This is a genomic window from uncultured Draconibacterium sp. (genome assembly GCF_913063105.1).
Lineage (GTDB): Bacteria > Bacteroidota > Bacteroidia > Bacteroidales > Prolixibacteraceae > Draconibacterium.
The window spans coordinates 1-26,358 of record NZ_CAJXYQ010000012.1 but is presented as its reverse complement, the minus strand read 5'-3'; the positions used below and the strand labels follow the sequence as shown (position 1 = coordinate 26,358).

16 protein-coding genes and 1 tRNA gene are annotated in these 26,358 nt (G+C 38.9%); 14 read left to right on the top strand and 3 right to left on the bottom strand.

What is annotated here, in order from left to right:
• Positions 1-127: 127 nt before the first annotated feature.
• The 13 genes from QZ574_RS12465 to QZ574_RS12405 all read left to right on the top strand — a co-directional run bounded on the left by QZ574_RS12465 (position 128) and on the right by QZ574_RS12405 (position 21,454).
• Positions 128-934, top strand: coding sequence for an SDR family oxidoreductase (locus tag QZ574_RS12465; RefSeq protein ID WP_297089931.1), 807 nt, complete (start codon positions 128-130; stop codon positions 932-934).
• Between the two features lie 18 nt (positions 935-952).
• Positions 953-2,170, top strand: coding sequence for a mannonate dehydratase (uxuA, locus tag QZ574_RS12460; RefSeq protein ID WP_297089929.1), 1,218 nt, complete (start codon positions 953-955; stop codon positions 2,168-2,170).
• A gap of 295 nt (positions 2,171-2,465) precedes the next feature.
• Positions 2,466-2,906, top strand: a complete 441-nt coding sequence (locus QZ574_RS12455; protein ID WP_297089927.1) for a hypothetical protein — start codon at positions 2,466-2,468, stop codon at positions 2,904-2,906.
• Between the two features lie 470 nt (positions 2,907-3,376).
• A complete protein-coding gene (locus tag QZ574_RS12450) occupies positions 3,377-4,258 on the top strand; it encodes a hypothetical protein (protein ID WP_297089925.1) in 882 nt (293 codons plus the stop codon).
• Positions 4,259-4,595: 337 nt separating this feature from the next.
• On the top strand, positions 4,596-6,545 hold the full coding sequence (locus tag QZ574_RS12445) for a 4Fe-4S binding protein (RefSeq protein ID WP_297089923.1): 1,950 nt from the start codon (positions 4,596-4,598) through the stop codon (positions 6,543-6,545).
• A gap of 23 nt (positions 6,546-6,568) precedes the next feature.
• Positions 6,569-9,703, top strand: a complete 3,135-nt coding sequence (locus tag QZ574_RS12440) for a T9SS type A sorting domain-containing protein (protein WP_297089921.1) — start codon at positions 6,569-6,571, stop codon at positions 9,701-9,703.
• A gap of 61 nt (positions 9,704-9,764) precedes the next feature.
• On the top strand, positions 9,765-12,785 hold the full coding sequence (locus QZ574_RS12435) for a SusC/RagA family TonB-linked outer membrane protein (protein ID WP_297089920.1): 3,021 nt from the start codon (positions 9,765-9,767) through the stop codon (positions 12,783-12,785).
• A gap of 2 nt (positions 12,786-12,787) precedes the next feature.
• On the top strand, positions 12,788-14,248 hold the full coding sequence (locus QZ574_RS12430) for a RagB/SusD family nutrient uptake outer membrane protein (protein ID WP_297089918.1): 1,461 nt from the start codon (positions 12,788-12,790) through the stop codon (positions 14,246-14,248).
• Positions 14,238-15,722 carry a hypothetical protein gene (locus QZ574_RS12425; protein ID WP_297089916.1) on the top strand — a complete coding sequence of 495 codons (1,485 nt, stop codon included), beginning with the start codon at positions 14,238-14,240 and terminating at the stop codon, positions 15,720-15,722. Before QZ574_RS12430 ends, QZ574_RS12425 begins: the two co-directional genes overlap by 11 nt.
• 49 nt (positions 15,723-15,771) lie before the next feature.
• A complete protein-coding gene (locus tag QZ574_RS12420) occupies positions 15,772-18,201 on the top strand; it encodes a zinc-dependent metalloprotease (RefSeq protein WP_297089914.1) in 2,430 nt (809 codons plus the stop codon).
• A gap of 91 nt (positions 18,202-18,292) precedes the next feature.
• Positions 18,293-19,414: an AraC family transcriptional regulator gene (locus QZ574_RS12415; RefSeq protein WP_297089913.1), complete on the top strand. Its 1,122-nt coding sequence runs from the start codon at positions 18,293-18,295 to the stop codon at positions 19,412-19,414.
• Between the two features lie 805 nt (positions 19,415-20,219).
• The gene (locus tag QZ574_RS12410; RefSeq protein WP_297089911.1) at positions 20,220-20,564 is read left to right on the top strand and encodes a MobC family plasmid mobilization relaxosome protein; all 345 of its coding nucleotides are present in this window, start codon (positions 20,220-20,222) and stop codon (positions 20,562-20,564) included.
• The gene (locus QZ574_RS12405; RefSeq protein ID WP_297089909.1) at positions 20,561-21,454 is read left to right on the top strand and encodes a relaxase/mobilization nuclease domain-containing protein; all 894 of its coding nucleotides are present in this window, start codon (positions 20,561-20,563) and stop codon (positions 21,452-21,454) included. The genes QZ574_RS12410 and QZ574_RS12405 overlap by 4 nt, the downstream gene beginning before the upstream one ends.
• A 327-nt stretch (positions 21,455-21,781) precedes the next feature.
• On the opposite strand, the gene QZ574_RS12400 is transcribed toward QZ574_RS12405, so the two are convergent.
• The 3 genes from QZ574_RS12400 to QZ574_RS12390 all read right to left on the bottom strand — a co-directional run bounded on the left by QZ574_RS12400 (position 21,782) and on the right by QZ574_RS12390 (position 23,842).
• The gene (locus QZ574_RS12400; RefSeq protein ID WP_297089907.1) at positions 21,782-23,044 is read right to left on the bottom strand and encodes a site-specific integrase; all 1,263 of its coding nucleotides are present in this window, start codon (positions 23,042-23,044) and stop codon (positions 21,782-21,784) included.
• Between the two features lie 287 nt (positions 23,045-23,331).
• Positions 23,332-23,417: transfer RNA gene (locus QZ574_RS12395), tRNA-Leu, on the bottom strand.
• A gap of 92 nt (positions 23,418-23,509) precedes the next feature.
• A complete protein-coding gene (locus QZ574_RS12390; RefSeq protein WP_297089905.1) occupies positions 23,510-23,842 on the bottom strand; it encodes a hypothetical protein in 333 nt (110 codons plus the stop codon).
• A 184-nt stretch (positions 23,843-24,026) separates the two neighbouring features.
• Here QZ574_RS12390 and purL point away from each other — a divergent pair.
• Positions 24,027-26,358, top strand: a 2,332-nt coding sequence (purL, locus tag QZ574_RS12385; protein WP_297089903.1) for a phosphoribosylformylglycinamidine synthase, incomplete at its 3' end; no start/stop codon positions are given.

Sequence of the window (26,358 nt, the reverse complement as noted above, 5' to 3'; positions counted from 1 at the left end):
CTGCATAACTTCTATTTTCTTCAGGATTATGGTTTGCTTGCTCGAAATTTGAAGCCTGAAGTTTCTGGATGCGAATGGATAATACAGCTGGAAAAGTAGATAGTAAAATTGAAAAAAAATTAATAAAATGTTTGACTTAGAAGGAAAAGTAGCAGTAGTAACAGGAGGTGGCGGTGTATTGGGAGGAAGCATTGCTCAGAGTTTGGTAGAATCTGGTGTAAAAGTGGTTATTCTTGATATTCGAAAAGAACAGGTTGATAACCGGGTTAAAGAGTTGCAAGCTCTTGGTGGAGAAGTACTCGGATTTGTTTCAAATGTATTGGATATGGACGCACTAAAAGAAACGCGTCGTTTGTTACTCGATAAATGGGGCCGAATTGATATCCTTATAAATGCAGCCGGAGGAAATATGCCCGGAGCAACACTTAGCGAGCAGCAAACCGTTTTTGATATGAAAATCGACGACTTTCAGAAAGTGACAGATTTGAACTTGAATGGTACTGTTTTTCCAAGTCTTGTTTTTGGCGAGGCTATGGCTAAACAAGGCGAGGGAAGCATCATCACTATTTCATCAATGGCTACTTATTCTGCCATTTCACGTGTGCTTGGTTACTCGGTATCAAAAACAGGTATCAATATTTTCACTCAATGGATGGCTATGGAAATGGCAACAAAATTCAGCGAAAAAATACGTGTAAATTCCATTGCACCGGGATTTTTTATTGGCGACCAAAACCGAAATGTGCTTATCAATCCGGATGGAAGCTATACCGAACGAAGTAAAAAAGTTATTGCGCGTACACCAATGGGGCGTTTTGGCGATATCAAAGAGTTAAATGGTGCGGTGCAGTTTTTATGTTCAAACGCAGCATCGTTTATTACCGGGGTAATTTTGCCTGTTGACGGAGGTTTTAGCTCGTTTAGTGGCGTATAATTTTAGTAAAAAAGCAAAATGGGATTAGAAAAAACATGGCGATGGTTTGGGGAGAAGGATGGCATTAGTTTAAATGAACTGGCGCAAATGGGAGTTGAAGGTGTTATAACCGCCTTGCACCATATCCCCAATGGCGAGGTGTGGCCAAAAGAAGAAATACTTAAGGTTAAACACAAAATTGAAAGTCACGGCATGCGCTGGAGTGTTGTGGAAAGTTTACCCGTTAGCGAAGGGATTAAAATCTGTTCGCCCGATCGCGAGCGCCTTATAAAAAATTACCAGCAATCCGTACGAAATTTAGGCGAGTGTGGTGTAGATACGATTTGTTATAACTTTATGCCCGTACTCGATTGGGCACGAACCGATTTGCATTACAAATTACCCAATGGCGGAGAATCGATGTATTTTGATTTTCCAACTTTTGTAGCCTTTGATGTATTTGTTTTAAAACGTAAAAATGCATCCAACGATTATAGTGCCGATTTGCTTGAACAGGCAAAGCAGGTTTACGAAAACATGTCGGAAAGTGAAGCTGAAGAGCTGGCTTACAATATTATTGTGGTAACGCAAGGTTTTATCGATGGGGTAATTGATGGCTCTGTTGCCGATCCTAAAAAATTATTTCTTGAATTTATTGATCGGTATAAAGACATTGACAAGCATCAGTTACGCGAAAATCTGAAAAGATTTCTCGATGATATTATTCCGGTAGCCGAAGAGGCTGGTGTAAAAATGGCAATTCATCCCGACGATCCACCTTTCCCTATTTTAGGATTACCGCGCATAATTGGCCAGATGGAAGATTACGAATGGCTGTTTAAAGCCAATAAATCGCTCAACAACGGCATTACTTTTTGTGCCGGTTCGCTTTCTGCCCGAAAGGAAAATGATTTGTCGCAGATTATAGAAAAAACGCGCGAACGTATCCATTTTGTCCATTTACGAAATACACACCTCCTCGAAGATGGAAGCTTCTATGAATCGGGGCACCTGGTTGGCAGTCAGAATATGGCCAGACTGGTATTTCAACTTCTTTTGGAGCAACAGCGCCGATACAAGGACGACAAAGTTAATACACGCATACCCGTGCGTCCTGACCATGGGATACGGATGTTAAACGATTACCAGGCCAAACACAACCCCGGATATCCGTTAATAGGAAGGCTAAAAGGTTTAGCCGAACTGGATGGTTTAATGCAGGGTATAGAATACTTATTGCCAAAGCAGACGGTTTAATTAATCGTTCTCCTTTGCATTAATTTAAGTTGCTTTATTTAAATCTCTCGATGGGCTTTCAGCCCATAAACAGGTATATAACAGCTACCTGCTTTCGTATTTGTTAGGGGCAATAAGGGTAAAATAATGCCATTACCTGTTAATTTTAACAAATTCCCGAAGCCTGATTTGTAGTTCCTTTGTGTAAAAATTATTACCATGGAACTAATATTACCTTTTCTTCTTGTTGTATTTGCCAGTTTTTCATGATACGCTTGCACCATATGCGGGAAAAGGTTATTAGAACGACCCGGATATGTTGGTAACCGGCAACCCCGGCCTAAGCCTCGAAGAGCAAAAATCGCATTTTGCCTTATGGTGTATAATGTCGTCGCCTCTGTTTTTAGGAAACGATCCGCGAAATATCACTCCGGAAGAGAAAGCGATTATTACAAATGAATTAGCAATAGCTATAAATCAAGATCCAGCTGAACAAGGCAAACGTGTTAAAGTTGATGGCAAAACAGAAGTTTGGGCAAAAAAATTAAAGGATGGGAACATGGCAGTCTTACTATTAAATCGCGATACCATAAAAACAAAGAATGTTGAAATAGCAATGCAGGAACTCGGACTCTCTGTAAATGTAAAACTTCTGAATGTTTATACCTCTGAATACCTGGGGATAGCTAAAAAAACAATTTCATACAAGCTAAAAGCACAAACAGGTATATTCCTTTTGATTGAATGTGAGAATTAGACAAAACAATTAGTTATTTTCTATTGCCGGTTATGTGCTATATTAATAATGCTTTCCAAAAAGAAATTAGCGTCGTAATGGCAAATACTATTGCATAAAACAATAAATGCAATAATCGCATTATTAGATTATTGCATTTGTTTTTTTGTGTGCCCAGAACAAGACGATTTAGTATTTTCTTATGCGCTTAAAATCAGTTTTTTACAGAAATCAATGATTTTTGTTCTCGGTAAAGTCTCTCTTCTCTTTCAACAAATAATTTTCTAAATCAAATATACATAAATGGATTAATATTTAGTTCTCTTTTAGCAATTCACCTGACGGCAAGAAAAAAGTATTATAAATAAAATAGGATAAAATATATTTCAGGATTGAAATGTAGACCTGACTAGAATTTATAGAATTTTCATTCCTACGAAATCAATTTCTTAAAGTTTAAATATATTTGAAGTGAAATGATTCAGTCTAATATGGAATTAATAATAGTTAGGAAGCTCCGACGTATTGTATTTACTTGTATTTTAATTTACGTTGGGTTATCCACTTTTAGTCAAAACACTTTTAATACCTTGTGTGATTCTGCACAAGAAGAAGTAAATTCAGGCAATTTAGAGAAAGCTTTATATATATATGACAAAGCTTTTGAGCAAGGCAGTACCGATTCGTTAAAAATTATATGGACGGCCACTATTTGCAGTATGTGTGCAAACGAGCTTCAGGATGAAAAAGCAATTATAAAATACAACAATATTGCTATTGAATATGGGTTTGCTGACCAAGCAGTTATCGAGCAGCAGTTAAATCTTGCTAAAAAGCATAAAGATCTGGAAACCATAGAAAAGGTTCTGGTTGGATTAAAAGATAAACCGGAACTCGCTAAAAAATACACTTTAAAACTAATGTACTTTTATTACAATAATAAAAGATACTCCGAAACTTTGCAAACTGCTGAAGAGCTACTCGAACTTAATCCACATGACGTTACTGTGCTCTATTTTAAAGGTGTGGCTCTTCTTAATACCAATCAAGATGCTGCGGGTATTGAAGTGCTGATGGATATTTTAGCAGAGCATCCGGATAATGAGAAGGCCAACCGCCAGTTAGGACTGTTGTATTATAATAAGGCTTCTGCTGTTTTCGACAAAGCCAATAAGAAGTACAAAAGCTTAACGGAGCCAACTCGCCTTGACTTTCACAAATACACCGAGGAAATCAAAAAGGCCGAAGGGGATTACAAAACGGCGCTGCCATATCTAGAAAAAAGTAATTCTGTGGCTCCAAAGGAGTATTTAGGTCAAGCAATATCGCTTACAAGAAGTAGGTTAAAACAGTTGTCGCAAGATGATAAATGAACTGAATTAGACGTAAAACCTAAATGAAAAGTTGAAAGTTTATTGGATTTTTTTTTGCAGAATTGTTTAAAAAATACTTTTTGGTTGGAGTGCTTTAACAAACAAATCCTCATGTAATTGTCGTGTTTTGTATCATATTATTGTTAATTGCATGAAATTACTTTAAAATTACATCACCAAAATTTCGTGGTTTCCGTATTTCTTATCTATCTGTATATCAATTATTAAAAGGTTTTAAATCGTACTTTGAAACCACTTGTTTTGTAATCTGATTCATTATTCCCCCTGATTTTCTTTTCTGTTTTTAATCTTTAATCTGTAATAAAAATAAATTTTAATGTTTAAGAAATTTACCATACGTCAGGTTGGGCAATGGACATTGTTTGCCGTGTTGGCATTTTTTTGGATCAGGGGAATCTTTTTTAAAAGCTCCTTTTTCGATTTTGAAGCATGTTGTCCGTTTGGCGGAATTCAAGCCATAACAACTTATTTTGTAAACGGGGCATTGGCCTGTTCAATGGAAGGCATGCAAGTGATGATGGGAGCAGCACTGGTGTTGTGTACCATTGTTGTTTCAAAATTGTTTTGTGGATACGTTTGTCCGGTTGGTACTTTCTCGGAAGGTGTTGGCAAGTTGGGGAAACGTTTTAAAATAAAAAAGTTTGAGGCTGGTGGTATTGTTGATATCGTGTTACGGTCGGTAAAATATGTACTGTTGTTTTTTACTTTTTACTTTACGCTCAAAACCAATGATCTGTTTTGTAAGAAGTTCGATCCGTTTTTTGCAACGGCCAGTTTATTTGGCGAAGATGTATCAACCTGGTTTGCCATAATTGCCATAACACTTTTAATTCTCGGAGCATTGTTTTACAAGCAGTTTTGGTGCAGGTACTTGTGTCCGCTTGGTGCTATTTCAAATGCTTTTAAGTATTTCTATGTATTTGTGGCGCTGGTAATCATTCTCGTACTTTTCCATCAGGCCGAACATACAGTCAGTTTAACTGTCGTACTAATTTTATCAGCAGCTTTGGCCTATGTTCTCGAAATAATTGGTTTAAGAAAAAGAGCGGGCTTGCAGGTACTTAAGATTACACGCGATGAGGATAAATGTATTGATTGTGGATTATGCGATAAAAATTGTCCACAAGGCATAAAAGTATCGCAACAAAAAGTGGTGAACCACCCCGATTGTAACTTGTGTACCGAATGTATGGGTATTTGTCCGCATAACGAAGATGCCATAGGATTGAATGGGTCGACGCGTTTTAAATGGGTTCCCATATTAATAACCGTATTCTTTATAATGATAGGGCTGATTTTTGGAACTAACCTTCGTATCCCAACAGTTGATATGAAATGGGGTTCGAAAGAAGAAATAGCAAGTTCTTCTACCTTCGAAATGTCAGGCATTAAAAATGTTAAATGCTACGGAAGCTCCATCAGCTTTGTTAATCAGGTAAAAAATATTCCCGGCATTGTGGGAGCCGAAACTTACATCCGCGACCACACGGTTGTACTTCATTACGATACCACCAAACTAACAGCACCACAAGTACGGAAAGCCATATTCGAACCCAAACATTTTGATATTAGAATACCAGAGAATGAAGCAGAAGTTCGACTAGTTGACCTGTACATCGAAAACTTCTTCGATCAGTTGGATGTAGTTTTTGTGGCTAACCTTGCCCGCGAGATAAGTGGTATTTATAGTTTTGAAACAGTATACGGCAATCCGGTAAAAGTGCGTTTTTATACCGATTCGATTGTTAGCCCGGAAGCAATTAAAAATGCCATTGAAGGATCGGATTTGGTTTACAAAACACCCGAAGAAAGTTTTTCAAGTAAAGACCTGTACACTGTATCGCAAATCAGTGTAAACGATACTGTTTACTCTGGGTTATATCTAAAAAGTATTGGATTTCCAAAATTTCAACGTACGTTCAACAACCGAAGTTCGTATTCGCGTGAGCAATTGGCTGCATTGGTTTTCCCAATTACAAAATACCAGCGCAATACACAGTTTATGCCGTTCCTTGCTAATCATCTAAAAAACAATAATAAACACATTGTTGCACTTTTTACACGCTATACGGCCGATGGCCCTGTTGCAATTGTGAATTATGTGAAAAGTGAAACAACAACTGAATATATTGCTGAATTAATGATGAGAAAGCAGCTTACGATAACTTACGATAACGGAGTTATAGAGAATACTATAAATCCATTTGAGTTTGAGCTGCCAAAATCAATGCAAAACAATAAAACTGCTAAAAAAGAACAAGAATAATAAATTTAAAAAAACTACTGATTATGAAAAAATTCTACGTGCTATCTTGCCTGATTTTTGGTTTGAGTGCAGCTCTAAATGCTCAAATCAAACAGGTAAGCGATTTGAACAAAAGTGGTGACAGCGGAATTGGGAAACTTGCTGTTTTTAACGGAGACATTTATTTTGAAGCCGATGAGGGCGGCGATCTTAGCGACGAGCTTTATCGCATTTCTGCCAATGGTTCGGTGGCTCTGTTTAAAGATATTAATCAGGATACGCTGGATACTTCGCCATCTTCCGATCCTTCTAACTTTATTGAATACAATGGCAAATTATATTTTAATGCCAACGATGGTGATAAAACCGGCCATGATAAAGAATTGTGGGTAACAGACGGAACACCTGAAAATACCATGATGGTGATGGATATCCAGGAAGGTGAAAATAAAGGCTCCAATCCTCAACAACTATTTGTTTTTAACAACAAGCTGTATTTCCAGGCCAATGATGGTTCGTCAACACAATGGTGGAGAATTGATGGAGACGGTGCGCCTGAAAAAATTACCGACTTAAATGGAGGAGGATTCGCAACGCCAATGAATCCTATTGTTGATGAGGCTAATAATATTACCTATTTCCAGGCTAACAATGGCAAAAACGAACTACACATTTTAAAAGCCGACGAAACGGTTGAGATTATTGATATAAATCCATCAAACCATGGCTATACCGGAAGCCAGGCGATATTATTCAACGGAAAATTATTATTTCAGGGCGACAACGGAACCGATGGTGACGAGCTTTGGACTTCAGATGCTACTGTTGCCGGAACGTCAATGCTGGTAGATATTAATGTTGGTTCAGGTAACGGCGATCCTGCCGGTTTTACAATTTTGAGTGATAAAGTATATTTCTTTGCTGATAACGGCAATGGCGACCAGCTGTTTGTAACCGATGGTACAGCGGAAGGCACTATGTTGGTATTCGAACCTAATCCAGGAGATGATGGTGAAGTAGATAACCTGTTTGCATATAACGGAAAGTTATATTTCTCGGCTGTTGATACGGCTAAAGGAGAAGAACTTTGGGTGTTTGATGGAAGTGACGCAAAAGTATTGAAAGATATAAATACCGCTGGAGACTCGAAACCAGAAGGATTTATCGAGGTTGACGGCTTGTTGTTCTTCGAAGCAACAGACAGTACCGGAACAAAACTCTGGGTAACAGATGGTACTGAAGAGAATACTCTGGCAGTAGCTAGTGATTTTTACGTTTCTGAAAATCCTGATGATATAAACTTAGGAGAGGTGGCTGTTATTGGATCAAACCTATACTTTACAGGTGATGATGCCAATGGTGATGATATTTTTGTTGTAAATGCAGCAAGCGTTTTAAGCGATGTGAAACAGGCTACAGATCTTAACAAAAGCGGCGATGCGGGTATTGCAAACCCGTATGTTTTTAATGGCGACATTTATTTCGAAGCTGACGAGGGCGGCGATATTGGCGACGAGCTATACCGAATTACAACTGGCGGTGTTGCCGCCTTGTTTAAAAATATCAACCAGGATACCTTGGATACTTCTCCAAACTCTGATCCTTCTAACTTTATTGAGTACAATGGCAAATTATATTTTAATGCCAACGATGGCGATAAAACCGGCCACGATAAAGAATTGTGGGTAACTGACGGAACACCTGAAAACACCATGATGGTGATGGATATTCAGGAAGGGGAAAACAAAGGCTCCAATCCTCAACAACTATTTGTTTTTAATAACAAGCTGTATTTCCAGGCCAACGATGGTTCGTCAACACAATGGTGGAGAATTGATGGAGACGCTGCTCCTGAAAAAATTACTGACCTGAATGGTGGCGGTTATGCCACACCTTCGTACCCTATTGTTGATGAGGCCAATAATATTACCTATTTTCAGGCTAACAATGGTAGAAACGAACTACATATATTAAAAGCCGATGAAACTGTTGAGATTATTGATATTAATCCATCAAACCATGGTTATACTGGTAATCAGGCGATATTATTCAACGGAAAATTATTATTTCAGGGCGATAACGGAACCGATGGCGACGAGCTTTGGATTTCGGATGGTTCCGTTGCCGGAACGTCAATGCTGGTAGATATTAATGTTGGTTCAGGCAACGGCGATCCTGCAGAATTTACTGTAATGAACGACAAAGTTTATTTTGTGGCCGATAACGGTACCGGCGACCAGCTTTTTGTTACCGATGGTACAGCGGAAGGCACCATGTTGGTATTCGAACCTAATCCGGGAGAAGATGGTGAAGTTGATAACCTTTACGCTTGTGGTGGAAAACTGTACTTCTCGGCAGTTGACAGTGTTAAAGGCGAAGAGCTTTGGGTGTTTAACGGAACCAATGGAAGACTGTTAAAAGACATAAATACCGAAGGTGATGCAAAACCCGAAGGATTTATTGGTATTGACGGGTTGGTGTTTTTTGAAGCTGCCGATAGTACCGGCACAAAACTTTGGGTTAGCGATGGTGCCGCCGGCAACACTATGAAAGTAGCAGATGTTTTAAATACTAAACTCGATCCTGATGAGGTAAATTCAGCAGATTTTGTTGTTGTTGGAACAAAATTGTACTACACCGGAGACGATGCAGAAGGGGAAGAATTTTTTGTGGTTGATGCCGCAAAAATTGAATTTGAAGTACAATATTATGACGTAACCATTACCGTAGTTGATAAAAATAACAATCCACTGGGGGGGGCAGTTGTAACTTTTAACGGCGAGAGTATTAGCGTAAATGAAGATGGTGTTGCCGTTTTCTCAGATGTTGTATCAGGAACTTCTGCTGATTACACTGTGAGCCTAAACGGTTACAATGCTGCAGATGGAAGCCTGGTGGTTGATGAGGACCTGGCAGAAAACGTGATGTTGATATTGACATCAGTTAATGAAGCGCTTAACGCAGATTTACGTATTTATCCAAATCCAACAAGAGGTATTCTTTACGTGGATGGAAATGTAAATAACATCGTTTATAATGTTTACGATTTAAATCAACGTCTGGTATCAAACGGAACTGTACAAAGCCAGCAGATCAAGTTAAATCTTGTGCCCGGAATGTATGTTCTTCAGCTAAAAACAGATGCTGAGCTAAAAGTTGAAAAAATTATTATTAAGTAGATTTATAACTTGCAGGCTTTCCTGATAAAAGTAGGGGAGCCTGCATTTTTAATTGTACAGCGTGAAACTAAGATCACTATTTTTTATCCTGTTTGTTTTCTTCGTCATAATCGGACAGGCACAAAATGCCCGCACCATTCGAGGGCGTATTTTGGATTCGTTTTCAAAAGAGCCATTACCAGGTGCAACTGTCTATATTAACCAAACATCATTGGGAACAGTAACCAATGGAAACGGCGAATTTACACTCCGTTTTGCCAGCAATGAGTCGGAACAGTTGGAATTGGTTGCGTCGTTTATCGGTTATAAACAGCAGGTAATTCCAATTGGGCGAAAATTCATTTTCGAAATACTGCTCGAAGAAGATGTGAAGGCGCTCGACGAAGTGGTAGTTACCTCGTCGTACGGAACGCGGAAGTTGAAACAGGAAGTGGTGGCTAGTATCACTAGTATAAAAACAAAAGACATTGTAACCGAACAAACGGCAATAAGTTTTGATGAACTGTTGCAGGGCCAGTCAGCTGGGGTTTATATTGATGGGAGTTCAGAAATTGGTAAACCGGTTGATATCCATATTCGGGGCCAGGGGTCGTTAACACCACTTACAGCCAATAGTGTGGGCACATCAACCCAACCTTTAATAATTGTTGATGGTGTTATATTGGCAGAAGAACTGGATTTAGATGGCAACAATTTTTTTGATGCAGGTGGTGGTTTATATTCTGAAGATCCTTCTAATCCTTTTGCTAAAATTGGGATTACCGATATTGAATCGATCAACATTCTTAAAGATGCCGCAGCGGTTAGTCTTTACGGGGCCGATGGTGCAAATGGTGTAATACTGATTACCACTAAACGCGGTGAGAAAGGCCCCATGAAGTTCACCTTTTCGGCACAAACCGGATTTAGTAACCCTACGAACCAAATTACCTACATGAACGGCGAACAATACCAGGAGTTACGCAACCTGTTCTATAAAAATAACGGTGACGAAGGAAATGTGCAGCAATGGAATGGAGTAGATACCGACTGGTACGATTTAATGAACCAAACCGGTAATTATCAGAAATATAATTTTTCGCTTTCGGGAGGGAAAGAGAAATTTACTTATCGCGTATCGCTGGAGCATCAGAACATTAAGGAGCCGCAAATAAACAACGAATTTCAAAAATATGGTTCAGCCCTTGCACTTGATTACCAGGCAAAAAAATGGAAGTTAAGTTTAACCACAAAACCATCGCTTACGGTTAAAAATGCACCCAATACATTGCATGGCTATGCGGTTCCGCCAACCATTGCTCCATACCAGGAAGATGACAGTTATACATCTTTCGATACGTATGGTAACCCATTGGCAGTGGCAAACCAAAACCGTGGGCTGGTGAAAAATAAGTCGTTAATAAATAGCTTGTCTTTTAACTATCGCTTTAACGAATCGCTTAGTTTTTCAAGTCTTTATGGGCTTGATTTCTCAAACAAAGACCAGGACACCTATTTCTCAGGCTTAAACGAAACCGGAATTACTGCAAAAGGAGAAAAGGGAATACGAATGTTGCGTGATAGAGACGTGCGCAACTGGAACTGGAATGCCAGATTGTTTTACACAAAAACGTTTAAAGAAATTCATTACTTCGATTTTACAGCAGGTGTTGAAGCTACACAGAAATCAACAAAATACAATTACGCCCGAGGAGTAAATTTCCCAGAACCCGATGCAATAATGCCCATCGAAACGGCCGATTATCAAACCTACGAATCGGATAAAAACGAAAGTACAGGGCGTTCGTTTCTTTCTCAGGCCAATTACGATTTTAACAAGAAGTATTTTCTTTTGGCCAACTTTCGTATCGATCAGAGCTCGGCATTTGGCGGCGATAACAACACATCGTATAACGGTGGTTTAGGAGCAAGCTGGATTATTTCGAAAGAAGATTTTCTCGCACAAAACGAATGGCTGACCTTTCTACGGGCACGTATCAGCTACGGTACATCAGGTAATTCGCGCATTGGGTCGTATCGTGCTTTAGGCTTGTATAATTTTTACGATAAAACAGCCAATGGGTACAATTACGGTTATTATGCCACTCCGTCAACAGCACCCAATCCGAATTTAGGGTGGGAGAAAAATATTAAATTCAATGTTGGTTTTGATTTTTCTATTCGTGAAAACTTTACCGCTACCATCGAATTATTCCATGATGATATTCGCGATATGATCGTTTCACGCGATGTAATTCCTGAAATTGGTTATGGATCGGTACAGATTAATGGTGCCGAAATGTACAACCAGGGAATTGAATTCAGTACCCAATACCAGGTTTTTTCAAATGAGAAATTCAAATGGAAACTAAATTTTAATATCTCGAAAATAAAAAATGAGGTTACTCATTTGCAAGGACTTGGTTCAGAATATTCATCGGCTGAGCGGGCAAGGGCACAACGTATTGGCTATTCAACAAGTGTAATTTGGGGGTATAATTTTGTGGGAATCGATCCGGCAACAGGTCGGGAGTTATACCAAATAGAAGGAAATACTGTTGATGCCAATTATTTAAAGCAGCATTACAAAGAAACAACCAATTGGGTGCCTATTGGTAATTCGCAACCCGATGTTTACGGTGGATTAAACAACCGTTTTACCATCGGTAAAAACATATCGGTATCGGTTAATGCCAATTATTCCATTGGAGGAGATGAACTGATTTCGAGCGAGTATGTCGATAAGTATACCAATATTTTCAACCGCAACATGTCGGTGAATGCCATTGAGGGAAGCTGGAAAGAACCGGGCGATATCGCCTACTATCCGTCGGTTGGAAAAACCAATCCATTGGTTAATAATTCTACCAAACTTCTTTACTCCAATTCTCACGTAAAACTACAAACCATAAATGTTTCGTACTCCATGCCGGCACAAAAATGGGGCCTGCCATTTTCTACCTTATCGGTTTTTGCCAACGGCAGCAACCTGTATTATTGGTACATGGATAAAAGTCCCGATGGGTTAAACGGAATTAAAGAATTGAAGAATGTTTATCCCGAAATGCGAACATTCTCGTTTGGTGTAAAAGCAGGATTTTAGTTATGAAGAATAGATTTTATTACATAATAATGATGTTGGTGCTGGTTTCGTGCAGCGATTTTTTAGACCAGGAACCAAGCGAACAACGATCGATTAAAGAGCAGTTCTCTACTGAAGAGAATATCGATCAGGCAGTAAATGGCTTGTATTACCAGATTGAAGGCGTATTGTCGCATAAATTCTTTATTTACGCCGACCTTATTGGTGGTAATTTTACTTTTACACCTCAAAAACACGATCATGTTTTGGAGGTTCCCACCGCCATTGCAATTGATCAGGTATACGATTTTAACGACAAACAGGATGAGTCGGATTACAGCTCATTCTACCAGGATATGTATGAACTGATTAATGCCGCAAATCTGGTGCTTGAATATACACAAGGAGTGGATTTTGTTAGTGCCGATAAACTGACGCAAATAAAAGCTGAAAGCCTTGCCATAAGGGCATTTTGCCACTATCTGCTGAGTTTGTTTTATGCGCAGCAGTATGGGTATACTGCCGATGCTTCTCACCTGGGCATTGTTTACAATACGCATACAATTGTTGCCGGCGAAGATTATCCAACACGCGAAACCATGTCCAGAACCTGGGAGCTTATTCAGGCCGATATGGATGAGGCTTTAAAAAGTTTTACGTCCGAATCTGCTCTTGGGTACGGGCCCGATTATTCGTGGTTTAACTCCTTTAATACAAAAGCACTTTATGCCAAAATGGCGCTGCAAATGAACGATTGGGAAAAAGCTTACGAATATGCCAACGATGTAATTCTTAATTCGGGTGTTAATCTGATGCCAAAAGACGATTATTTGCAAGAATGGGTAAAACCTGCAGAAGCAGTAAGCGAGGTGTTACTTGAATTTTCGGCTCCACGAACTGCCGAAGAGGGGGAGATACGCTCTTCGGTTGGTCTTAGCTGGTTTAACTATATTGATGAAAACAATTACCAGGAGATTGTGGCATCGGGAGATTTGTTGAATTTATTTTCGGAATCGGATATCCGAAATTATCTGTATGTAGGCATCGACATCAAAACCCGAATAGACAATGTGGATTACATGCTTCCTTATTATTTTACAAACAAATTTCAGGGAGAACCGGGAACACTTTATTTGCGACTATCAGAGATGTATTTGATCAGGGCTGAAGCATTGGCGCGATTAGGCACCGATGAAAATGCGGCACTTAACGATTTGAATACCATTCGCGAGCGTGCCGGACTGGATGCGCTTACAACCACTGAAAACCTTTTGGACGAGATTTTTGATGAACGCAGACGGGAACTTGCTTTTGAAGGTAACCTGTTTTTTGATATTGTGCGGTATAAAAAAGATGTGGAACGAAACGAGGGGTGTATGTCGAGGGTGTGTAACATGGAGTACCCATCAAATTATTTTGTGCTGCCCATACCCGGTTCAAGCGTTACGTTAAACGAAAATATGATTCAAAATAATGGATATTAAAAAGATAGTAACTCTGCTGCTTGTTGTGTTGGTTGGGCTGGCATGCGAAGAGTACGAGGCTGAGGTTTATTCTAATCAGGATGGCCGCTTCATTCGTTTTCAATTGGTGGTAAACAACGATGGGCAGCCTGTTGAGGAAGGCACCCTGGTACAAAATGCCGATATTGCAAAAAGTATTAATTATGCACAAAAGCAAGCACTGAAAATTCCGGTAAGCCTTACCAGCGAGCCCCTGGTAAATAATGTGACAGCAACTTTTTCAACAAATGTTTCGGGATCTTTTTCGGCTTTTGAAATTACGCCGACAGAAACTCTGAATTTTTCCGGTAAAAAACTAAACGATACCATTACCATTAATTTTAACGAGCGTTGGTTTAAAGACGATAATAATTCGATAAAGCTAAAGCTCGAGTCAGTTAGTGACAACGGCATAGCCTTAGGTTTTCCGAATCCAAGCGATCCGTATAACGAGTTAACGATTAGTCTCGATGAATTGGCACTAACCTATAAAATGCAGGATGAGAATATGTTGCTTTTAAATGGCGACATGGGAGAAGAGGTATTTTTTGATGTGCTTTTCCCCGAAGGCTTTTTTGTTAACGAAGTGGCAGGCGTAGAGTTGGTAAACGAGGTGCGCAGCGATTTTGATTATTCGATTGAACAACATGAAATAAACGAAGACGAAAACAAAGTAACTTATAAACTTACCTTGAATGAGTCGCTTGATGTTGATATTTTCTCGTACACGGCCAAAATTGAGCTAAACGATCTGGAATACTATAAAATAGCTGGAAACAGTTCAATCACTTTTGTAAAACCCGAAAATGTTGATCGCGACCTGGAGCTAAATACAGCCGCATATTTTTATAACCTTAGCGATCCTTTTTACCGCACATACGGCGAAACCTGGATGGATTACAACAAAGACGGCGAATGTGACTGGACTGCTTGGAATGTGTTCACCTACCCGGTTGTAGTTGATGCCAGCCACCCTGATGCCATTTTATACGATGATAATGGTACCAGCAATCCTGATGACGATATTTACCACCATGCTTTCCGAATTGGTTTTAATTCGCCAAACGCAGGCCGTACAACAAACAGCTTTAACTTAAAACGAATTCTCGACAACGAATATACCGATGCCGATAAATCGCCGGGCTTTAATGTTCCGCAGGCACTCGAATTTTATCCGGCCGATGGAACAAGTGCAAGCAATGGTTTTGTAAAAGTTGTTGCACAGGAAATTATATTGTCGAATAAAGAAGATAAATCGTACCAGATTGCTATTGAAGGAGAAGGCACTTATACCGACATTGGTAACGGTATTTTCAAAATTGAATTCGAATTCAGAATGACAAACGCTGAACTGTTTGGAGGTACAACAAGTCGTAAGTTTTTGTTATACAATACAAAAGAATACGACGACCCGGCACCATTAACCGAAGAATGCCATAAGCCGGTTGACATGTAAAAAAATAGATAGAATAAGATATTTTTGATTTTTGAAAAAAAGCAATAACATGACATTATTTTTGAAGAGGGACAGTTTAAAACCGGTATTTACAGTATTTTTCTTGATACTGAGTATCGGTTTTTCCGGAGCGGAAGAAAAGAAAACAGAAAAAGATACCGCAAAAGTGGCTTCGTACGATAAGTTTTTAGCCGACAAAGAATTAGTAGGCGAGGGTTTGTTTTCAGTGTATAAAAAGGATAACGATTATTTTTTTGAAATAAACGACTCCCTGCTTGGCCGCGACTTTTTATTGGCCGCACGTGTTGCCCAATTAAGCAAAACAACAAAAGTTGAACCCGGCGAAATGCGTAAGGAACCCATCTGGATTCGTTTTTCGCGCAACAACGAGAAGTTGTTTATGCATAAAGTGGTTTCTGATGAGTTGGCCGACGAAAACGACCCGATAAAACGAGCGCTCGACCGCATTCAAATGCAGCCGGTTTTCGAAACCTTTAAAATCAAATCGTTAAACACCGACTCAAGCGCAGCGATTATTGATGTAACCAAATTTCTCACTGCTGAAATTCAAGGTATTTCGCCTTTTAACAGCAAATACAAAGCAGGAAAACTGGAACCCGATGCCACGTGTATTAAAATGGCCCAGGTTTTTCCGAAAAATGTGGAGGTAAAAACACAAATGAATTACAGCAATACAACCGGTAATCCTTTTGTAATTGTAATGAACCGTTCGTTTTTACTGTTGCCCGAAAAAACAATGCGGCCACGTTATGAAGATAGCCGGATAGGGTATTTTGCCAGCAGTGCTCTTTTTTATACAACCAACGAAATTGGAGTTGAAAGTAAAAAATACATTGCCCGCTTTGATATTGCTCCTAAAAAGGAAGATATTGAAGATTACAAAGCGGGAAAATTGGTAGTGCCCGAAAAACAAATTGTTTATTATTACGACAATGCTTTTCCGGAAGAATGGTGGCCTTACATTAAAGCAGGCATTGAAGACTGGCAGGTAGCTTTTGAAGCTATTGGCTTTAAAGATGCCATTGTGGGAAAGCCTTATCCGGTTGACGATCCTAATTTTAATCCTGAAGATATTCGTCATTCATGTATACGTTACATTGCTTCAACAAAGGCAAATTCGATGGGGCCGCGCTGGATCGACCCACGCAGTGGCGAAGTACTTGGAGGCGATGTGCTCTGGTGGCACAATGTAACTCAGCTTTTGCGCGACTGGCGTTTTGTACAGTGTGGCGCTGCCGATCCAAAGGCACGCAAGCGTAACCCCGAATTGGAAATGTTGGGCGAAATGGTGCGTTATGTTATTGCGCATGAAATTGGTCACTGTCTTGGATTGAAACATAATATGCGTGCATCCTATGCCTTTCCTGTTGATTCGTTGCGTTCGGCTACTTTCACTCAAAAATATGGAACTACTCCGTCGATAATGGATTATGCCCGTTTTAACTACATTGCTCAGCCCGGTGATGAGGGAATACGCTTTACCCCGCCAAACATGGGGCCTTATGATATTTTTGCAATTAAATGGGGCTATCAGCCTATTTTTGAGGCAGAAACAGCTGATGATGAAAAAGCCATCCTAAACCAATGGATTTTGGAGAAAAAAGATAGCCTCATTTACCGCTATGGCGACCAGCAAATGGGAATTGCTTTCGATCCTGCGGCACAAAACGAGGCATTGGGCGACAATGCCATAAAAGCCAGCGAGTACGGTAGTAAAAATGCTCAATATATTATGAAGCATCTAATTGAGTGGACAACCGAAGAAAATGATGATTTTCAATACATGACTCACATGTACGAGGAGGTGTTAAAACAATACAAACGTTACATTGGGCATGTTTGCGCTTATCCGGGAGGGGTTTATCGGTATCAGCTTGTTGAGGGTGAAGAGGAATATTTTCAGAACCCGGTAAGCAAAGCCAGGCAACAGGAGGCATTGGCATGGTTGTTTAAAGAGCTGGCCAATCAGCCTTCGTGGATGCTCAACAAAGAAATTGAACGACGCATTGGTTCGCACAAGAATGAATTGTTTAAATACCAGGCTTCAGTGCTTGATATTTTAATGGGGGGCGTGGTTTTTCAGAAACTGGAAATGTATCATAATGAGTACAGTAGTGCGGAATATTTAAACGATCTGCATAAGCATATATGGGAAAAAACAATAAATGGTAAAAAGCTAAACGAATTCGAACGCCATTTGCAGGCATCGTATATTCATAACCTGGTAAAAATGGCCGGAGCAGCAAATGGTTCGAAAGAGAAAAAGGAATCATCTTCCCTCGCATCTTTAACCAGTGGCACATCTTCAAAAATTCAATTTCTCGATAACCTGGTAAAACCCTTGGTTTTTGCAGAAATAGAAAAAACAAAAAACTTGGTTAATAAGAATTTAAGGAGCAAGGATGCGGCGTTAAAAGCACATTATAAATACCTTAGCCTATTGCTGGCGGATTATTAGATTTATTCTTTAATTAAAAAAAGAGACACAATATTTGGGTGAGTACCACCTGGTATTGTGTCTTTTAATTTAATGGCTAATTTTGCCACAGATGGAGTACTTATATATTGTTTGTTGTGGATTATTAGTCTTTTTTTCAATCTCCCTCATAACAAAGAAGAATAAGGCATTCTCAGAGCTTGTTTTTTCAGGATGGATTATTCTTCTAATTATCACAGTCTTTTCGTTTTTTTTATATACTAAAGGTCTGGCTGGGCGCTTTCCTGTATTTATAACCTTAATTTGTGATTCTCATTTGCTGCATGGTGCAATCATGTACGTTTACGTTTTGGCTTTTACAAACTCGGCATTTCGCTTACAACCCAAACACTTTTGGCACCTTGCACCAGCTTTATTTCAAATTTTGGTAAAGTTGTATTTAAACTATGCCGCAGGTTTAATGGAGTGTTACCAGGAAGGTGGTTGTGTTGAAGAGGATAACATATTTGTTTCGCTTACCTATTTATACAAATATGTGGTGCTTGGGTTCTATATTCTTTTAACGTGGAAAGTGGTTTTGAAAGATAAAAAGAATGCCATTACCCCCCGGGATGAAATGCGACATCAATGGATTAGGCAAATTATTTTAGGGGTTAGTTTTCTTTATTTGGGTATTTTATTATTGCATGCTGGCCGTTATATGTTGCCCAATGTATTTTGGGAACGCATGTTATGGGGCAATACACTTACTACCTTGTTCATTTTTATATTTCTCTATTTAGGAAATAGTTATGCATATCTTTTTGTGAGTCCATCAAAACACCGTTTCAAAAACCTCAGCGAATCATTTAATCCAAACAACTGCCAGCAAAAGGCTCCTGAAGATCAAATGACAGGAGCTTTTAACCAGCTTGAGACATTGATGAAGAATGAGAAACCATACACAAAGGGGCCTCTTACTGTTAAAGATCTTTCTGAATTAACAGGTATACCGTCGACTATCATCTCCCAATCGGTAAATACATTAACCGGGAAAAGTGTAACCGATTATATAAATCAATACCGAGTTAATTTATTCAAGGAAAAGATTTCGGACCCCAAAAACCAACACTATAAAATTATGGTGTTGGCAGAAGAGTGTGGATTTCAGTCAAAATCAACACTTGTTCGTATTTTTAGACAATTTACAGGGGGCACTCCAAGTCAGTATATAAAAGATCAACAAGCAGAGTAAAGTTAGTGACACAAAACAAATCAGAATAGCCGTGTAATGCATTATGCTTAGAGCATTTTAATCATCCTTAACCATCTGTTCCATGATCTATGTATGGACCTTGGATTTGTCCATAGTGATTCTGGCATACATTTTTCCAATATCTATTTCGTGTTTGGTAGTTCGTATTATGACCTGAATTTCAATGATGTAATTTGTTTTTATATTTGCTCTAAATTGAATTGGTTAATGCTTTGTTGGAGTGCATGTGAAAAAAGACTTACTAAAATGCTCACCAGAATTTACAAAAACGAGCAAATTTTATAAAAAAAAGCAGTAGATATATACCAGAGCCAAAATTAGAGAATATGGATTTTTTTTCGAAAAATGTAGTGGAGTAACTTCTACACAGAACTGGGCAACTACAATAGGTTTTACCATGGGATTTCACTGCTAACTACGGATAAACTATCGGATATGGCTGAAATTCTCAGATTGTTGGTTGAGAGACTGGAAGTATCAAGCAGGAATGTAGAAGATATGAATAGGAGTCCGTTTCTAACCGATTCAAAGATGAGAAACGATCTCTGATTCATTCAATACATAAATTTTGAGAATTTCTTATCACCATTAAATACTTTTTTATAAAGGTTAAATACATTTTATTTGGTTGATATTGAGCTTATTTGCTGTTTTGTTTTTGTGTTCTGTTACCTAACTTTATTTCCATAAAAAGACCCTTTCGAGGTAGGCTAGCAAGTTTATGTTTTGGGCAGACCAAAACCCATGTTTAGCATCCCGTTGGTCTAAAAAATGGTAATAAAATATGGCGCAATTTAACAAAGGAGGACGTCCACGAAAATTGGATGGTGAGAAGATGAAATATAAGGTAACGGTAAAAATGTCGACCGTTGAATATTTCTCCTTAATTGGCAAATCGAAAGAGGCCGGGATTTCGCAAAGTGAGTTTGTCAGGCAGTCAATAATGAATACCACAGTAGTTCAACGTTTAACACCCGAGCTGAATGCTGAGATTAGAAAACTCTCAGGGATGGCTAATAATCTCAATCAGATTGCACGTAAAGCCAATGCCCTTGGTTACGATCACATTCGTAGCGAATACCTGTTTCTTGCCAATAAGATTGACCGAATCATAAACAAAATTCTATGATTGCCAAGATTACAACAGGTGGAGACTTTGCCGGGGCGGTAGATTATATCCTTGATCCAAAGAAAGCGGCTGAATTGTTAATGGGAGAGGGCGTACGTTTGAAAAATACCAATTCAATTACAAAAAGCTTTGTTGCCCAAACAGAACTCAATTCACGGGTAAGCAAACCGGTAGGTCATATTTCATTGGATTTTTCTGTTCAGGATAAAGCAAAGTTGAATAATGAGTTTCTTCTAAAGATTGCAGATGATTATCTAAACAAAATGGGAATCATAAATACCCAGTTTATAATAGCCCGGCATTACGATAAGGAACATCCCCATATTCACATTGTGTATAACAGGGTAAACAACGTTGGGAAAACGATTTCCAATAAAAACGATCGTTACCGTAGTGAAAAGATCTGTAAAGAGCTTACACGAAAAAATGACTTGTATTTTGCCAAAGGAAAAGAAAATGTAAACGTTCACCGGCTAAAAGAACCGGACAAAACAAAATATGAAATTTATAATTGTTTGAAAGAACTTGTTCCCAAATGCAAAGATATGAATGAACTGGAAGCCAAACTGAAAAAAGAGGGAATAACAGTAAACTACAAATGCAGGGGAAATACCAATGTTGTACAGGGGATTTCGTTTACCAAAAATGATTTAAAATTTAACGGTTCAAAAATAGACAGGCAATTCAGCTATTCAAAAATCAAGTACAGGCTGGATGAGAATAAGAGACAGGAGCATTTTGATGTAATTGATAATCCATCACTGGATAAGGCTTTGCATCAGTTGATAAAAGAAGGTCTGCTTCAGGTAGAGAAGGACGAAGAAAGACAACGTAAAAGGGAATCATATCAACGAATAAAGCCTATAAAGAAAAAGGGGTATCGGATGTAGATCATAAGGTTTTCCCAAATCTTCAACAAATTGATTTCAATTCAGGCAAACGTCAAAAGCTTACGGCATAAACGCAGCCAGCAAATTGACAAGAGTTTTAGATTTGTTTGTATTCTTTGCTGCCAATACACCTTTCTCATACTTCGAAAGGAGACTTGACATCAAAGTATTGGAAAAACACTTGACAATTTACTGTCCTCCGGCGCAATCTTTCAGTCCATTTATTCCGCCTTCTTTTGCCTAATGCCTGAATTGTAAAGAGCCGGTGTTTACGATTTGGGATGAAGGACAGCCTTGGAAAATTAAAATAGCTGTTCCAAAAAGTGATTAAGATAGCTTTTTTACCTTGCCTTTCTCGAATTCAATTGAACTTTCCTTTTTGTCTTTATTCCCAAGCTTTTTCTGAAGTGCTTGCATATCTGTCGAGATCTTCTGATCAAGAATTTTTGCATAAATCTGGGTTGTTTTCAGAGAAGAATGTCCAAGTACCTTTGAAACAGTTTCAATCGGTACTCCATTTCCCAAAGTTACTGTTGTTGCAAATGTGTGCCTGGCCATGTGCATTGTAATACTTTTGTTTATGTTGCATATATCGCCCAACTCTTTCAGGTAACTGTTCATCTTCTGATTAGTTAGCACGGGAAGTAATTGGTCTTTGTTGTGATTCTTGGGATAATTCTTGTATTTCTCTAAAATCTCTTTGGCTTTCGGTAGAATCGGAATTCGGCACCGGTTATTGGTCTTAGACCTGTCAATGATTATCCATTCGTTTTTATCGATACCCTTTTGCAAGTGCTGTTTACTTAATTTAGAAATATCAGAATAGGAAAGGCCAGTATAACAGGCAAAAACAAATATGTCACGAACTGCAGATAAACGTTCAATCTGAATATCTTTTTCTTCGATTTTAGCGAGTTCTTCAGATGTCAAAAATTCACGATGAGTTTCCTTTAAGTCTACTTTATATTTATTGTATGGATTTTTTTGTATGTGATCCATTGAAACCGCGAGATTTAAAACACGTCGTAAATGTTTGTGATAATTCCATGCCGTATTCTGGTGGACTTTAAACCTTTTTTTCAGATAAACATCGAAAGCATCCAAAAATTTATAATCAATCGACTCAACTGGATAATCGGCCTTTTTATATTGAAACTTGATAAAGGCTGCCAATCTCTTTCTGGACGACTTATAGTGTTTATAGGTTTCCATGGAGTAGCCTTTATCCAGTTTCTCAAGAATGCTATTTAAGTAGTAATCGAATATTTTAAGTATCCCCTTACTTTCATCAATGTGGAGTAGTTTGTTTTTTATGGTTGTGACATTAAATTCTTCACCGCTAGATTTTAGCTTATTATAATGGTCCTGAATTTCATTTTGGATTTTGTCCAGCCTATTATTAAGTATTCTGGCTGACTCTGTTCTACCTCTGATTTGTTGCCCAACATCATCCCATTTATCAGAATGGTAGTAAATTCCGGTAGATAATTCTACTCGTTTTGAATTCATAGTAAATCTCACGTAGACAGGGATTTCTCCATTGTTTTTCTGTCTCGATTTTTTCATCAAAAAGTTAATCGTCAATCTCATAATTTCTTCATTTTAAAGTGTTAGAAGAATTGTTCTCGATTGTTGGTTAAAAATACCCATTTTGACCCTGTATTTCAACACCAAATCGAGTCAATTCGTATCAATTTAAATGTTGTAAAAGAGAGAGTTACACGATTTGCCGAGAACAGTTCTTGAAAAAAATGTTTGTTCTCGATAAAGTCTCGTTTACTTTGACTTTTTTTGCGCTTTTTTGACTTTCTGGAAAACAAAAAAGCGCTTAAAACATTGATTTTAAGCGCTTTTAATTTTTGATGATTTTTGCGTCGTGCCCAGAACAAGACTCGAACTTGCACGGGAAAATCTTCCCACAAGGCCCTCAACCTTGCGTGTCTACCAATTCCACCACCTGGGCATTATTTTTTTGAACGTGCCTGCAAAACTATAAAATTTCTTTTAACCTGCTTACTACAATCTGATTTTTTGTAATTCAGCGTTTTTCACGAATTATTTAATATTACGATCGTATTCTTCAGCGAGCTCCAACTTTTTAATTGTTCCGTTAACAACAGTTGCCGTGTAGCGCGATGTTTTTTTTACCTGAGGAGTTACCATCGGGTCGAGCGTAAGTTTGTGTTGGCTGATCTCCGTACTTTTTAAAAATTCAACTTTTTCAAATATGTATATATCACCACTTTCTTTGTTAAAAACGGTTATGGGCTTACCAAATTCCGATTCCATAGTAGATAACGGTTGGCCAATGTATGATTTTTGCACCATTCGTTGCGAACTGCACGAAACCAAAACAACCATAACTATACTAAATAATAAAGCTCTCATGTACTTAATTTTGCCCAAAGAAAACCAGAAAAAATGAAATCCGCCGTGTTTTAATCCTATTTAACGTTTTCGGTGTTAAAAAACTGTTGTCTTATTGTTATAACTTAACCGACTTGCCAATTAATATTTTTTATCTTTGCAGCGTGTTTTACAACATGTTCTTAAATTAATAGTTCGCTGCAACATGATTCAATTCTTTAAAACTCAAAGTAACAGTATTATCGCAGTTTATTCTGCACAGCCCTTAGGCGACGAAAACATCGAAAAACTGGTATGGTTATTTTCAGGAGCCGAAAGTTTAAAACCTCAAAAAATGGATGGCTGGTTTGTTGGCCCACGTAAAGAGATGCTTACTCCGTGGAGTACAAACGCCGTTGAAATCACCCAAAACATGGGTATCGAAGGAATCCGAAGAATGGAGGAATTTTTCGAAGTAGAAAACGAAAAAGCAAAGTTCGACCCAATGCTTCAGGCAATCTACAACGGGCTCGATCAACAGATTTTTGCGATTGATAAAGAACCCGATCCGATTTTGAATATTGAAGATATTGCAGCATACAACGCACAGGAAGGATTGGCTTTAAGTGACGACGAAATTCAGTACCTGAATGGTGTATCAAAAGAAATGGGACGCCCGCTTACCGATGGCGAAGTGTATGGTTTTGCCCAGGTGAACTCGGAACACTGTAGGCATAAAATTTTTAACGGAACCTTTATTATCGATGGAAAAGAAATGGAATCTTCACTTTTCCAGATGATTAAAAAGACGTCGAAAGAAAATCCGAATGCCATAATTTCGGCCTATAAAGACAACTGCTCCTTTGTTCAGGGCCCCGTTGTTGAACAGTTTGCCCCGAAAACACAAGATAAACCCGACTTTTTTGAAGTAAAAGATATTGAAACCGTACTTTCGTTGAAGGCCGAAACACATAACTTCCCAACAACGGTTGAGCCCTTTAACGGTGCGGCTACAGGAACAGGGGGAGAAATTCGCGATCGTATTGCCGGAGGAAAAGGAGCATTGCCAATTGCCGGGACAGCAGTTTACATGACTTCTTACCCGAGAACGGAAGCAATGCGCTCGTGGGAACAGGCAACCGAAGAACGCGATTGGTTGTACCAAACACCGGAAGAGATTCTGATAAAAGCATCAAACGGTGCCAGCGATTTCGGTAACAAATTCGGCCAGCCGTTAATTACTGGTTCCTTACTTACTTTTGAGCATTTTGAGGACTTTGTAAAATATGGTTACGATAAAGTAATTATGCTTGCCGGAGGTATTGGTTTCGGAAATAAAAAAGACAGCCTGAAAGACGATCCGGAAAAAGGCGATAAAGTGGTATTGCTTGGTGGCGATAACTACCGCATTGGAATGGGCGGTGGTGCTGTTTCGTCGGTAGCAACCGGTGAATTTGAAAATGCCATCGAGTTGAATGCGGTACAACGTGCCAACCCTGAAATGCAGAAAAGAGCTTACAATGCTATTCGTGCATTGAGTGAAGCTGATGATAATCCAATCGTATCAATTCACGACCACGGTGCGGGTGGTCACCTAAACTGCTTGTCGGAACTGGTTGAAACTACAGGAGGAAAAATTGATACTGCGAAATTGCCTGTTGGTGATCCAACACTCTCGCAAAAAGAAATTATTGGTAACGAGTCGCAGGAAAGAATGGGACTGGTTATGAAACCGGAACATGTTGAACTGCTTCGTAAAATTGCCGAACGCGAACGTGCACCAATTTACGAAATTGGCGAAACAACCGGCGACATGCAGTTTACTTTCGAAAACTCAACAACCGGCGAAAAATCAATCGATTGGCAACTGGGATACATGTTCGGAAATCCTCCAAAAACCGTTTTGGAAGACGAAACCATCGTGCCGGAATTTGATGAATTAGAATACAACTGGGAAGAAATATATGATCTTGTAGAGCAGACTATTCAACTGGAATCGGTGGCAAGTAAAGACTGGCTAACCAACAAAGTAGACCGTTCGGTAACCGGACGAATTGCCAAACAGCAATGTGCGGGCGAGTTGCAATTACCACTGAATAACTGCGGTGTTATAACACTCGACTACCAGGGAAAAGCCGGTTTTGCAACTGCAATTGGTAATGCGCCGGTAGCTGCACTGGTTGATGCAGAAAGAGGTTCGGTGCTTTCCATTGCCGAGTCGCTGACAAATATTATCTGGGCGCCTATGCCTGATAAAATCAAAAGTGTTTCGTTGAGTGCCAACTGGATGTGGCCGGCTAAAAATCCGGGAGAAAATGCCCGTATTTACAATGCCGTAAAAGCCGCCAGCGATTTTGCCTGTGCTTTGGGAATTAACATCCCGACAGGTAAAGATTCAATGTCGATGACACAGAAATACAAAGACGATGTGGTGTTGGCACCGGGTACTGTAATCATTTCATCGTCGGGCGAAGTTACGGATGTGAAAAAAGTTGTTGAACCTGTTTTGGTAAACGACGAAAGTAAAGAGATTCTTTACATTGACTTGTCGTTTATGG

What these genes read in the sequence shown, in the direction of transcription:
- QZ574_RS12465 (WP_297089931.1), top strand. Translation starts at nt 128, where the DNA reads ATGTTTGACTTAGAAGGAAAAGTAGCAGTAGTAACAGGAGGTGGCGGT.
- QZ574_RS12405 (WP_297089909.1), top strand. Translation starts at nt 20,561, where the DNA reads ATGATTGCCAAGATTACAACAGGTGGAGACTTTGCCGGGGCGGTAGAT.
- QZ574_RS12390 (WP_297089905.1), bottom strand. Translation starts at nt 23,842, where the DNA reads ATGAGAGCTTTATTATTTAGTATAGTTATGGTTGTTTTGGTTTCGTGC.
- QZ574_RS12440 (WP_297089921.1), top strand. Translation starts at nt 6,569, where the DNA reads ATGAAAAAATTCTACGTGCTATCTTGCCTGATTTTTGGTTTGAGTGCA.
- uxuA (WP_297089929.1), top strand. Translation starts at nt 953, where the DNA reads ATGGGATTAGAAAAAACATGGCGATGGTTTGGGGAGAAGGATGGCATT.
- QZ574_RS12450 (WP_297089925.1), top strand. Translation starts at nt 3,377, where the DNA reads ATGGAATTAATAATAGTTAGGAAGCTCCGACGTATTGTATTTACTTGT.
- QZ574_RS12425 (WP_297089916.1), top strand. Translation starts at nt 14,238, where the DNA reads ATGGATATTAAAAAGATAGTAACTCTGCTGCTTGTTGTGTTGGTTGGG.
- QZ574_RS12430 (WP_297089918.1), top strand. Translation starts at nt 12,788, where the DNA reads ATGAAGAATAGATTTTATTACATAATAATGATGTTGGTGCTGGTTTCG.
- QZ574_RS12410 (WP_297089911.1), top strand. Translation starts at nt 20,220, where the DNA reads ATGGCGCAATTTAACAAAGGAGGACGTCCACGAAAATTGGATGGTGAG.
- QZ574_RS12445 (WP_297089923.1), top strand. Translation starts at nt 4,596, where the DNA reads ATGTTTAAGAAATTTACCATACGTCAGGTTGGGCAATGGACATTGTTT.
- QZ574_RS12420 (WP_297089914.1), top strand. Translation starts at nt 15,772, where the DNA reads ATGACATTATTTTTGAAGAGGGACAGTTTAAAACCGGTATTTACAGTA.
- QZ574_RS12415 (WP_297089913.1), top strand. Translation starts at nt 18,293, where the DNA reads ATGGAGTACTTATATATTGTTTGTTGTGGATTATTAGTCTTTTTTTCA.
- QZ574_RS12400 (WP_297089907.1), bottom strand. Translation starts at nt 23,044, where the DNA reads ATGAGATTGACGATTAACTTTTTGATGAAAAAATCGAGACAGAAAAAC.
- QZ574_RS12455 (WP_297089927.1), top strand. Translation starts at nt 2,466, where the DNA reads ATGTTGGTAACCGGCAACCCCGGCCTAAGCCTCGAAGAGCAAAAATCG.